Origin of the sequence: Staphylococcus caprae (assembly GCF_003966625.1) — a bacterium.
GTDB classification, from domain to species: Bacteria; Bacillota; Bacilli; order Staphylococcales; family Staphylococcaceae; genus Staphylococcus; species Staphylococcus caprae.
The window spans coordinates 1285856-1298396 of sequence record NZ_AP018587.1; the positions used below are offsets into that span (position 1 = coordinate 1285856).

Annotated in this window: 9 protein-coding genes; all 9 read left to right on the forward strand. The window is 34.6% G+C overall.

Going from position 1 to position 12541, the window contains the following annotated elements:
• Positions 1–5 precede the first annotated feature (5 nt).
• Positions 6–608 (forward strand): Holliday junction branch migration protein RuvA, encoded by a 603-nt coding sequence (gene ruvA / locus JMUB898_RS06210; RefSeq protein WP_002443265.1) that lies wholly within the window; start codon positions 6–8, stop codon positions 606–608.
• A 34-nt stretch (positions 609–642) separates the two neighbouring features.
• Positions 643–1647: a Holliday junction branch migration DNA helicase RuvB gene (gene ruvB / locus JMUB898_RS06215; RefSeq protein ID WP_037541493.1), complete on the forward strand. Its 1005-nt coding sequence runs from the start codon at positions 643–645 to the stop codon at positions 1645–1647.
• Position 1648: 1 nt separating this feature from the next.
• Positions 1649–2674, forward strand: coding sequence for a tRNA preQ1(34) S-adenosylmethionine ribosyltransferase-isomerase QueA (queA, locus tag JMUB898_RS06220; protein ID WP_126514788.1), 1026 nt, complete (start codon positions 1649–1651; stop codon positions 2672–2674).
• Between the two features lie 20 nt (positions 2675–2694).
• The gene (gene tgt, locus JMUB898_RS06225) at positions 2695–3834 is read left to right on the forward strand and encodes a tRNA guanosine(34) transglycosylase Tgt (RefSeq protein ID WP_002443262.1); all 1140 of its coding nucleotides are present in this window, start codon (positions 2695–2697) and stop codon (positions 3832–3834) included.
• A 15-nt stretch (positions 3835–3849) separates the two neighbouring features.
• A complete protein-coding gene (gene yajC, locus JMUB898_RS06230) occupies positions 3850–4113 on the forward strand; it encodes a preprotein translocase subunit YajC (RefSeq protein ID WP_002443260.1) in 264 nt (87 codons plus the stop codon).
• A gap of 431 nt (positions 4114–4544) precedes the next feature.
• Positions 4545–6836, forward strand: a complete 2292-nt coding sequence (gene secDF / locus JMUB898_RS06235) for a protein translocase subunit SecDF (RefSeq protein ID WP_002443258.1) — start codon at positions 4545–4547, stop codon at positions 6834–6836.
• 136 nt (positions 6837–6972) lie between these two features.
• The gene (recJ, locus tag JMUB898_RS06240; protein WP_037541491.1) at positions 6973–9246 is read left to right on the forward strand and encodes a single-stranded-DNA-specific exonuclease RecJ; all 2274 of its coding nucleotides are present in this window, start codon (positions 6973–6975) and stop codon (positions 9244–9246) included.
• Positions 9247–9264: 18 nt separating this feature from the next.
• Positions 9265–9783 (forward strand): adenine phosphoribosyltransferase, encoded by a 519-nt coding sequence (locus JMUB898_RS06245; RefSeq protein WP_002443255.1) that lies wholly within the window; start codon positions 9265–9267, stop codon positions 9781–9783.
• A gap of 559 nt (positions 9784–10342) precedes the next feature.
• Entirely contained in the window at positions 10343–12532 is a 2190-nt protein-coding gene (locus JMUB898_RS06250; RefSeq protein ID WP_037541489.1) for a RelA/SpoT family protein, read from the forward strand.
• Positions 12533–12541 lie beyond the last annotated feature (9 nt).

Genomic DNA, 12541 nt, shown 5'->3' on the forward strand with positions numbered 1-12541 from the left:
CTAACATGTATGCATATGTAAAAGGGACCTTATCTCAGCTATTTCCAACCCACGTTGTTGTAGAAACAGCTGGAATAGGTTATGAAATACAGACACCGAATTCTTATCGTTTTCAAACATATTTGGATAAAGAAGTACAAATATATACATCACTGATAGTTAGAGAAGATGCACAATTGCTTTATGGCTTTATTAGCGAAGAAGAAAAAGACATGTTTCTTAGTTTAATTAAGGTAACAGGTATAGGGCCTAAATCAGCCTTAGCAATCTTAGCTGCTAGTACTCCAAATGAAGTTAAACAAGCAATAGAGAATGAAAATGATGCATATCTCACACAATTCCCAGGAATTGGTAAGAAAACCGCCAGACAAATTGTGTTAGATTTAAAAGGTAAGGTAACGATTAATGAAGAAAACAGTGACACACTACTTCAAGTTGATTTAAATTCAACTGAACAAAGTCAAATCGTTAAAGAAGCAATGCTTGCATTAGAAGCACTGGGTTATTCTAAACGCGAACTTTCTAAAGTGGAAAAGGTGCTAAACAAGCAAAGTATTACTTCAGTGGATGAAGCAGTCAAACTTGGTTTACAAACCTTAATATCTTAATATAAATAATAATGATTTAATGGGGGAAGCGTATATGGATAAAAGAATGGTCGATCAAGAATTTCATGATGAAGACTCGGCTTTTGAATTGTCATTAAGGCCTACAAAACTTAAACAATATATCGGTCAATCCTCTATTAAAAGTAATCTAGAAGTATTTATAAAAGCTGCTAAATTAAGAGAAGAACCACTCGATCACGTTCTATTATTTGGCCCTCCTGGACTAGGTAAAACGACACTTTCCAATATTATTGCTAATGAGATGGAAGTGAACATAAGAACGATTTCTGGTCCGTCTTTAGAGAGACCAGGCGATTTAGCAGCTATTTTATCTGGATTACAACCAGGCGATGTATTATTTATTGATGAGATCCATCGTCTTAGTAGTGTTGTAGAAGAAGTACTCTATCCTGCGATGGAAGACTTTTTCCTAGATATCATCATAGGTAAAGGTGATGAAGCAAGAAGTATCAGAATTGATTTACCACCATTTACTCTTGTTGGAGCGACGACGAGAGCTGGTAGTTTAACTGGTCCGCTTAGAGATAGATTTGGTGTTCATTTAAGACTTGAATATTATAATGAAAATGAACTAAAAGAAATTATCACACGTACTGCTGAAGTACTTGATACAGGAATTGATGAAGAAAGTGCCCTAGAATTAGCACGTCGTTCACGAGGTACACCGAGGGTTGCAAATAGATTATTAAAACGTGTGAGAGATTTCCAACAAGTGAATGAAGATGATCAAATCTATATTGAAACAACCAAAAGGGCATTACAATTATTACAAGTTGATCAAGAAGGTTTGGATTACATAGACCACAAAATGATGAATTGTATTATCAACCAATATAATGGTGGCCCTGTAGGCTTGGATACGATTGCTGTATCTATAGGTGAAGAACGTATTACAATTGAAGACGTTTATGAACCGTTTTTAATTCAAAAAGGCTTTTTAGAGAGAACGCCACGTGGTAGAAAAGCTACGGCATTCGCTTATGAGCATTTTAAAAACATAGATGAAAAGAGGAAGTAAGTTGAATATTGAAGAATTTGACTATCATTTGCCAGAATCTTTAATCGCTCAAACACCCTTAAAAAATAGAGACCAGAGTCGCTTGCTTGTACTTCAAAGAGAAACTGGCGAAATGGCTCACCTTCATTTTAAAGATGTCATAGATTATTTGAATCCTGGTGATACGTTAGTTCTAAACGATACACGTGTGATGCCGGCACGTCTCTTCGGTTTAAAAGAAGAGACCGGCGCCAAAGTTGAAATGCTAATGCTCACTCAAATCGAAGGTAACGATTGGGAAGTTTTGCTAAAACCAGCTAAAAGAATTAAAGTTGGGAATCGTTTAAGTTTTGGTGATGGTAAGATTGTTGCTGAATGCGTTAAAGAATTAGAGCAGGGTGGACGTATTATGCGTTTACATTATGAGGGTATATTACAGGAACGTTTAGATGAGCTAGGTGAAATGCCACTTCCACCATATATCAAAGAGCGTTTAGATGATCCAGACCGTTATCAAACAGTTTATGCTAAAGAGAGTGGATCAGCTGCTGCTCCGACTGCAGGACTTCATTTCACGGAAGCGTTACTTGATCAAATTAAAGCTAAAGGGGTAAATATAACATTTATTACCTTGCATGTAGGTTTAGGCACTTTCCGTCCAGTTAGTGTAGATAATATTGACGATCATGAAATGCATAGTGAATATTATCAAATGACGAGTGAAACTGCAGAATTATTGAATCAGACAAGAGCGAATGGAAATAGAATCATTTCTGTAGGAACTACTTCTACTCGTACTTTAGAAACAATACGACGTGACCATGAGCAATTTGTTGAGAAAAGTGGATGGACTGATATCTTTATTTACCCGGGATTTGAATATAAAGCAATTGACGGTTTAATTACTAATTTCCATTTACCGAAATCTACATTAGTCATGTTAGTCTCTGCTTTCAGTACGAGAGATAATATTTTAAACGCATATCAAACAGCAGTTGAAATGAAATATAGATTCTTTAGTTTTGGAGATACAATGTTAATTATTTAATAGAATGTGAGGTTTAACATATGCCTGCAGTAACTTATGAGCATATAAAAACATGTAAACAATCAGGAGCAAGATTAGGTATCGTACATACACCACATGGTTCTTTTGAAACACCAATGTTTATGCCTGTTGGTACGAAAGCTACTGTTAAAACAATGAGTCCTGAGGAATTAAGAGATATTGAAGCAAAAATTATTTTAGGAAACACATATCATTTGTGGTTGCAACCTGGAAATGATATCATCAAGCGTGCTGGGGGACTGCATCAATTCATGAATTGGGACGGTCCGATACTAACTGATTCTGGTGGATTTCAAGTTTTCAGTTTAAGCAATTTACGTAAAATAACTGAAGAAGGTGTCGAATTTAGACACCATACAAATGGGTCAAAACTATTTCTTAGTCCTGAGAAATCAATGCAAATTCAAAATGATTTAGGTTCAGATATCATGATGGCATTTGATGAATGCCCGCCAATGCCTTCTGAATACGATTATGTGAAAAATTCAATTGAAAGAACAACACGATGGGCTGAAAGATGTTTAAAGGCACATCAACGTCCTGAAGACCAAGCTTTATTTGGTATTATTCAAGGCGGAGAATATAAAGATTTACGTGAACAAAGTGCGAGAGAACTTGTTGATCTAGACTTTCCTGGATATGCCATTGGTGGTTTATCTGTAGGAGAGCCTAAACCAGTTATGTATGAAATGGTTGAACATACAGAGCAATTTATGCCTAAAGACAAACCAAGATACCTTATGGGCGTTGGTTCACCTGATGCACTTATAGAATGTAGTATCAGAGGTATGGATATGTTTGATTGCGTTTTGCCTACTAGAATCGCTAGAAACGGTACATGTATGACGACTAAAGGACGTGTAGTGATCAAAAATGCGAAATATGCTGATGATTTAGGACCTTTAGATGAACATTGTGATTGTTATACATGTCGCAATTACACAAGAGCCTATATCAGACATTTAATCAAAGCGGAAGAGACTTTTGGTATCCGTCTTACTACTATTCATAATTTACATTTTCTGCTAAAATTAATGGAAGATATAAGACAAGCCATTCGAGAAGACCGTCTTTTAGATTTCAAAGACGAGTTCTTTGAACAGTATGGATTAAATGTAGAAAACCCTAAAAACTTTTAAAGAGGAGAATTAACAATGGGCCAATTTGCATCATTAATTTTGCCGATCCTATTATTGGCAGTTATGTGGTTCTTTTTAATTAGACCACAACAAAAGCGTGCTAAAGCACATCGTGAAATGATTAGCCGTGTAGAATCAGGTCAAAAGGTTACTACAATCGGTGGTATTAAAGGAACTGTTAAATCTGTAGATGAAACTACAGTTGTGATCACAGTAAATGGTCATGGTACGGAAATGACTTTCGAGAAACCAGCCATTAAACAAGTAGATCCTTCATAAAACAGAAGTCATTTTGACAAAGTTAAGGCTGGGACATAATTAATTGTCTCAGCCTTCTTAACATATTGGCAGTAGATGTCTGAATTAAAAGTGCGCTTATATCAATCTTCTTTTAACCCTAGCCATCCTTGTCGGCGGGGCCCCAACATAGAGAATTTCTTAAAAAGAAATTCTACAAACAATGCAAGTTGGGAGCGGGACAACGAAAATAATTTTGCTAAATTATATTTCTGTCCCGCTCCCTTTTTTTATTATCATTTAATTATGATGTTTTAATGACAAAACTCCATTCTTTTAGCCAACAATTTCACTATTAAGTGTAGTATGTTAATATAGATAGGTCGTTAAAGTGAACGTAATATCATTTTAACTTGCATGATAATTTATTCATCGAGTATTCTAAATACATAAGTAAATAATGAGGTGTTCATGTGAAGAAAAGTAGTAGATTAGTTGCATTCATACTCCTCGTGGTTCTATTGTTTGCTGGAATGGGACTAACGTATAAGAATGTAGTTAAAAATGTTAATTTAGGACTTGATTTGCAAGGTGGTTTCGAAGTACTTTTCCAAGTTGATCCTTTACATAAAGGTGAGAAGATAGATAAGAAAGCACTTCAAGCTACATCTCAAACACTTGAAAGTCGTGTCAACGTCTTAGGTGTTTCAGAGCCTAAAATTCAAATTGAAGACCCTAATCGTATTCGTGTTCAATTAGCGGGGATTAAAGACCAAGCACAAGCACGAAAAATGTTATCAACGCAAGCCAATTTAACAATTAGGGATGCAGAAGACCATGTTCTTATGTCTGGTTCAGATATTAAACAAGGTTCAGCAAAACAAGAATTTAAACAAGAAACAAATCAACCAACTGTTACATTTAAAGTTAAAAGTAAAGATAAATTTAAAAAAGTCACTGAAAAGATTTCAAAAAAACGTGACAATGTAATGGTCGTTTGGATGGATTTCAAAAAAGGTGATAGCTACAAAAAAGAGGCTAAAAAACAGCAAGAAGGTAAAGAACCTAAATATGTCTCAGCAGCAAATGTAGATCAACCTATTAATTCAGACAGTGTTGAAATTTCTGGTGGATTCAATGGTAAAAAAGGTGTGAAAGAAGCTAAGCAAATTTCTGAGCTATTGAATGCTGGTTCATTACCTGTAGATCTTAAAGAAATTTATTCAAATTCTGTAGGTGCACAGTTCGGTCAAGATGCACTCAATAAAACAATATTCGCGTCATTTATTGGTGTCGCAATTATTTATTTATTCATGTTAGGATTCTATAGATTACCTGGTTTAGTAGCGATTATCGCTCTAACTACATATATCTACTTAACATTAGTAGCATTTAACTTTATTTCAGGTGTACTTACGTTGCCAGGACTCGCTGCGTTAGTTCTAGGTGTAGGTATGGCTGTAGATGCTAATATTATTATGTACGAACGGATAAAAGACGAACTTAGAATAGGACGAACGCTTAAACAAGCTTATTCTAAAGCTAATAAGAGTTCATTCTTAACTATCTTTGACTCCAACCTTACAACTGTTATCGCCGCAGCAGTATTATTCTTCTTCGGTGAAAGCTCAGTTAAAGGTTTCGCAACAATGCTCTTACTAGGTATCTTGATGATATTTGTCACTGCCGTCTTCTTATCTCGTGGTCTTTTAAATTTATTAGTATCATCTAATTTCTTCAAGAAACAATACTGGTTATTTGGTGTTAAGAAGAAAGACCGTCATGATATGAACGATGGTAAAGATGTTCATGATCTTAAGACCTCATTTGAAAAATGGAACTTTGTTAAGTTAGCGAAACCGCTTATCGCATTAAGTATATTAATCGTCGTAGTTGGTTTAGTTATTTTAGCAGTCTTTAAACTTAACTTAGGTATCGATTTCTCATCTGGTACAAGAGCTGATATTAATGCGAAACAACCTTTAACACAAGCTAAAGTTGAAAAAGCTGTTAAAGATGTAGGTTTAGAACCAGATCAAATTCAAATTAATGGTAGCAGCAATAAAGGAGCTACAGTACAATTCAAAAAAGACTTATCACGTGCTGAAGATAATAAATTGAGTGATAAGATCAAATCTGAATTTGGCGATACACCTCAAATCAATACCGTATCTCCATTAATTGGTCAGGAATTAGCCAAAAACGCAATTACTGCACTTATATTAGCGTCATTAGGTATCATTATTTATGTATCATTACGCTTCGAATGGCGAATGGGCTTATCTGCTGTACTTGCCTTATTACATGACGTCTTTATTATCGTTGCGGTATTTAGCTTATTCAGAATTGAAGTCGACCTTACATTTATCGCTGCTGTCTTAACGATTGTAGGTTATTCAATCAATGATACGATTGTTACATTTGACCGAGTAAGGGAGAACTTACACAAACTTAAAGTCATTACAAGTCCGGAACAAATTGACGATATGGTCAATCGCTCAATTAGACAAACAATGACAAGATCAATTAATACAGTGTTAACTGTAGTTGTTGTAGTTGTGGCAATCCTCATTTTTGGTGCGCCAACAATCTTTAACTTCTCATTAGCATTATTAATTGGTTTAATCTCAGGTGTATTCTCATCTGTATTCATAGCTGTGCCTTTATGGGGCATCATGAAAAAACGTCAATTGAAAAAATCTCCAAACCATAAGCTAAAAGTATACAAAGAGAAGAAATCTAATGACGAAAAAATATTAGTATAATTCCCAATTTATCTGCCAATAGAGCACATCGCTTTATTGGCAGTTTTTTTATGTAAATTTTCAAACCACAACGGGTTGTACTTTTTATTTTATTTAAATTTCGGTATAATGACTTTTGGAAATGAGGACGATTGTTATGATTAAACCTAAATATAATTGGGATTTAGCTGAACCAACTGAATACATAACAGAAGAACTTGCAAAGGAACTCAAACTTTCTCCGATAGTCAAAAAGGTTTTAGAGAGTAAAAATTTAGTACAAGAAGAAATGATTCAAGATGTACTACAAGATAAAATCATTAATCATGATCCTTGGGCGCTCAGTGATATGCAAAAAGCAGTAGATCGTATTAATTTAGCTATTGATAAAAGTGAGCGTATTTTAGTATATGGTGATTATGATGCTGATGGTGTGACTTCAACCACTATACTTGTTAATACGCTGAGTCAATTAGGCGCGCAAGTAGGATGGTATATTCCTAACCGCTTTAGTGAAGGATATGGTCCAAACGCACTTGCTTTTCAAAATGCATATGAAGAGGGCACGTCACTTATCATCACTGTTGATAATGGTATCCAAGGGCACGAAGAGATAAAAATGGTGCAAGACTTAGGGGTAGATGTGATTGTAACTGACCATCACGAAATAGGTCGCACTTTACCTGAAGCTTATGCGATTGTACATCCAATGCATCCTGAGTTTAGTTATCCTTTTCAATATTTATGTGGTGCTGGAGTGGCGTACAAACTTGCACAAGCTTTAATAAGTCATCCACCTCAACAATTTCTAGCGCTAGCAGCTATAGGGACTATTGCAGACTTAGTATCCCTCACTGATGAGAATCGTTCTATCGTTAAACAAGGTCTAAATATACTTAATAACAATGCACCTGTGTCTATTCAAGCCATATTAAAGCAGGCTGGATATAACGATAATATCAACGAAGAAACGATTGGTTTTATCATCGGACCGAGATTAAATGCTGTAGGACGTTTAGAAGATGCGTCGCTTGCTGCTGAATTATTAATGTCAGAAGAGATAGAAGAAGCAGAATTTTTAGCTGAACAAGTCGAACATTTTAATCAAGAAAGAAAAGACATCGTTTCTGAGATTACTGAAGAAGCATTAGCATTAGCTGAAGAACAAGTTCAACAAGGACATTTATTCTTATTATTAGCGAAAGAGAATTGGCATGAGGGTGTATTAGGTATTGTGGCTTCTAAAGTTGTCGAAACATACGCTTTACCCACGCTGATACTAAACATTGATTTAGAACAAAATCATGCCAAAGGGTCTGCGCGTTCGATAGATCAAGTATCTATGTTCGAGATTTTAAATGCGCACCAAGATTTAATTTCAAAATTTGGTGGTCATCATATGGCTGCTGGAATGACTATGGATATTGAGAATATCGATGAACTGCGCAAAGGATTAAATGACTGGATGCGTCAACTTGCTGAAACGACATCATTAGAACCAAGAAAGCATGTTGATGTTTTACTTGATGAAAGAGAAATTTCTGTTAAAAATATTCGAGACATTCAAAGACTACGTCCATTTGGTACAGATTTTAATAGCCCAACATTTGAACTCAAAGATTTAAATGTACAGTCTATCAAAGCGATAGGCCAAGATGGGAAACATTTGAAATTATCACTCGGTGAAAATCAAATCGCAGCACTCTATTGGAGTAATGGGCACCTTGCAAATGAATTAGAAATAGGGCAACCTGTTAACTTAATAGGACAATTACAAATCAATGAATGGAATGGCAATCAATCGCCACAGCTTATTATTCAAGATATAGCTATGGAAACACTACAGATTTTAGACTATCGTAGTAAACGTAAGCATTATCAATTCTCAGAAGATGATGTGAACACTGCCTATGTCATTCATCCTAGAAAAGAAAAAACAACAAATCATCATTATCATTATGGTGAGGAAATTTCGACAAATTATGATAAAGTCGTATTTAGAGATTTGCCAAATACGATGGATGAAATTGAGCAAACATTAAATCAATTACAATTATCTCAACTTTATCTTGTATTACAACACGAGCAGTCAATCTATTTTGAAGGTATGCCAAGCAAAGATCTTTTCAAAAATTGTTATAAAGCATTAATTAATAAAAAGGAAACAAACCTCGTTGAAGAGGGTATGATGTTATGTGAATATTTAAAAGTTAAGCCTGAATTACTTAAATTTATGCTTAAAGTATTCAAAGATTTAGAATTTATTTATGATGATCAAGGAATTATTAAAATAAATAGCCAGCCAAGTAAGCAAGCTATAGAATCAAGTCATATTTATCAATTGAGACAGTCACGAATGGAAGTTGAAAAACGATTATTGTATGATGACTTTTCGAATATTAAAGAATGGATAAAATCTCAGTTAAGTTAATTTATAGGAGGAAATTTAATGGATTTAAAACAATATGTTTCAGAAGTTGAAGATTGGCCAAAACCGGGTGTGAGCTTTAAAGATATTACAACGATTATGGATAATGGTAAAGCATATGGATATGCGACTGACCAAATCGTTGAATATGCGAGAGAAAAAGAAGTAGACGTGGTTGTTGGACCGGAAGCTAGAGGATTTATTATTGGATGTCCTGTTGCTTATTCAATGGGCATTGGATTTGCTCCTGTTCGTAAAGAAGGTAAGCTACCTCGAGAAGTTATCCGTTACGAATATAGTTTAGAATATGGCACTAATATTTTAACGATGCATAAGGATGCGATTAAACCAGGTCAACGCGTGTTAATCACTGATGACTTACTCGCTACTGGAGGTACAATTGAAGCGGCGATTAAACTTGTCGAGAAGTTAGGCGGAATTGTCGTTGGTATCGCATTTATTATTGAATTAAAATATCTCCATGGTATTGAAAAAATTAAAGATTACGACGTCATGAGCCTTATTTCTTATGATGAATAGAATAAAGTCATAATTTTAGTTATATCTTGTGTTAATATGCAGTTAATACAAGGTATAACTTTTTTATTTTGAAAAATCGAAATCACCAACGCGTCATTGCTACTAAATCAAGGATGATGGATTACTTCTGGTTCAACAACGTTTATTTATTTAAAAAATTGTAGTATCATAGAACTATTATTTAGATAAAAGCGAGCTACCTTATTTAAGTTAGGGGATAATATAGAGTAAATTAAATATAAGTAATTATATATTGATATAACAAGGGTATAAATTTGCTGTAATCAGAATTTTACAAATATAAAAGATTTAAATTTTCGCGAAATAAATTTAATTAAAACAAACAAGGGAGTGGGACAGAAATATAATTTAGCAAAATTATTTTCGTTGTCCCACCCCGGCAAGGATGGCTAGGATTGAAAGAAGCTTGATATAAGCGCACTTTTAATTCAGACATCTACTGCCAATATGTTAAAGAAAGCTGAGACAATTAATTATGTCTCAGCCTCTGTAAACATAAGGAATTTAAAAGTAATAAATTTGAGTGGGGTGTCTTATATTGAACAACGAATATCCATACAGTGCGGATGAGGTTCTTCATAAAGCAAAATCATATTTATCGGCAAGCGAATATGAGTATGTGCTGAAAAGTTATCATATTGCTTACGAAGCCCATCAAGGCCAGTTTCGAAAAAATGGTTTACCTTATATCATGCATCCTATTCAAGTTGCAGGGATATTAACTGAAATGAGACTTGATGGACCTACCATTGTAGCAGGCTTCTTACATGATGTAATAGAAGATACTCCTTATACATTTGAAGATGTAAAAAGCATGTTTAACGAAGAAGTCGCTAGAATTGTTGATGGCGTAACTAAACTTAAAAAGGTGAAGTACCGTTCTAAAGAAGAACAGCAAGCTGAAAATCATCGTAAATTATTTATCGCTATCGCTAAAGATGTTCGAGTTATATTAGTCAAATTAGCGGACAGACTTCATAATATGAGAACTTTAAAAGCGATGCCGAGAGAGAAACAAGTTAGAATTTCAAAAGAAACACTTGAAATCTATGCGCCACTCGCACATAGATTAGGGATTAACACAATTAAATGGGAACTTGAAGATACGGCACTTAGATATATCGATAGCGTTCAATATTTTCGCATCGTTAACTTAATGAAGAAAAAGCGAAGTGAACGAGAAGCTTATATTGCTAATGCAATCAGCAAAATCGAAGCAGAAATGGATAAAATGAAACTTTCTGGAGAAATAAGCGGTAGACCTAAACACATTTATAGTATTTACCGCAAAATGATGAAACAGAAAAAACAATTTGATCAAATATTTGATTTGCTAGCTATTCGCGTTATTGTGAATTCGATAAATGATTGCTACGCCATACTTGGACTTGTTCATACTTTATGGAAACCAATGCCAGGTCGCTTTAAAGACTACATTGCTATGCCTAAACAAAATATGTACCAATCCCTTCATACTACTGTCGTTGGACCAAATGGAGATCCTCTCGAAATACAAATCAGAACCTACGAAATGCATGAAATTGCTGAACACGGTGTGGCAGCACACTGGGCTTACAAAGAAGGTAAAACAGTTAATGAGAAGACGCAAGACTTCCAAAACAAATTAAATTGGTTAAAAGAATTAGCCGAAACAGATCATACGACTACTGATGCACAAGAGTTTATGGAGTCATTAAAGTATGATTTACAAAGTGACAAAGTTTATGCCTTTACGCCAGCAAGTGATGTGATTGAATTACCTTATGGTGCAGTACCGATTGACTTTGCTTATGCTATTCATAGTGAGGTAGGCAATAAAATGATTGGCGCTAAGGTTAATGGCAAGATTGTGCCTATTGATTATGTACTTCAAACAGGGGATATTATAGAAATTCGCACAAGTAAACACTCTTATGGCCCGAGCAGAGATTGGTTGAAAATTGTTAAATCATCAAGTGCTAAGAGTAAAATCAAAAGTTTCTTTAAAAAACAAGATCGATCTTCAAATATTGAAAAAGGTAAATTCATGGTCGAGGCAGAAATTAAAGAACAAGGTTTCCGTGTCGAAGATGTCTTAACCGAAAAGAATTTAGAAGTTGTAAATGATAAATACCATTTTGCAAATGATGAAGATTTATTCGCAGCAGTAGGTTTTGGTGGTGTAACGTCTGCACAAATCGTTAATAAACTTACTGAAAGACAGAGAATTCTTGATAAACAGAAGGCTTTAAATGAAGCTCAAGAAGTCACAAAATCTGTGCCTATTAAAGAAGATATCATTACCGATAGTGGTGTTTATGTAGAAGGATTGGAAAACGTACTTATCAAGTTGTCAAAATGTTGTAATCCTATACCTGGTGATGATATTGTAGGATATATCACCAAAGGTCATGGTATTAAAGTTCATCGTACAGATTGTCCAAATATAAAGAATGAGACAGATCGATTAATCTCTGTAGAATGGGTTAAATCAAAGGATTCAACTCAACGTTATCAAGTTGATTTAGAAGTGACCGCATATGATAGAAATGGGTTACTTAATGAAGTATTGCAAGCTGTAAATTCAACAGCAGGAAGTTTAATCAAAGTTTCAGGTCGTTCTGACGTAGATAAAAATGCTGTGATAAACATTAGTGTGATGGTAAAAAATGTGAACGATGTTTTTCGCGTCGTTGAGAAAATTAAACAACTAGGTGACGTATATACAGTATCGAGAGTTTGGAACTAGAGGTGCAAA

Excerpts from the sequence above, each read along its gene's own strand:
- ruvA (WP_002443265.1), top strand. The coding sequence starts at position 6 with ATGTATGCATATGTAAAAGGGACCTTATCTCAGCTATTTCCAACCCAC.
- ruvB (WP_037541493.1), top strand. The coding sequence starts at position 643 with ATGGATAAAAGAATGGTCGATCAAGAATTTCATGATGAAGACTCGGCT.
- tgt (WP_002443262.1), top strand. The coding sequence starts at position 2,695 with ATGCCTGCAGTAACTTATGAGCATATAAAAACATGTAAACAATCAGGA.
- yajC (WP_002443260.1), top strand. The coding sequence starts at position 3,850 with ATGGGCCAATTTGCATCATTAATTTTGCCGATCCTATTATTGGCAGTT.
- recJ (WP_037541491.1), top strand. The coding sequence starts at position 6,973 with ATGATTAAACCTAAATATAATTGGGATTTAGCTGAACCAACTGAATAC.
- JMUB898_RS06245 (WP_002443255.1), top strand. The coding sequence starts at position 9,265 with ATGGATTTAAAACAATATGTTTCAGAAGTTGAAGATTGGCCAAAACCG.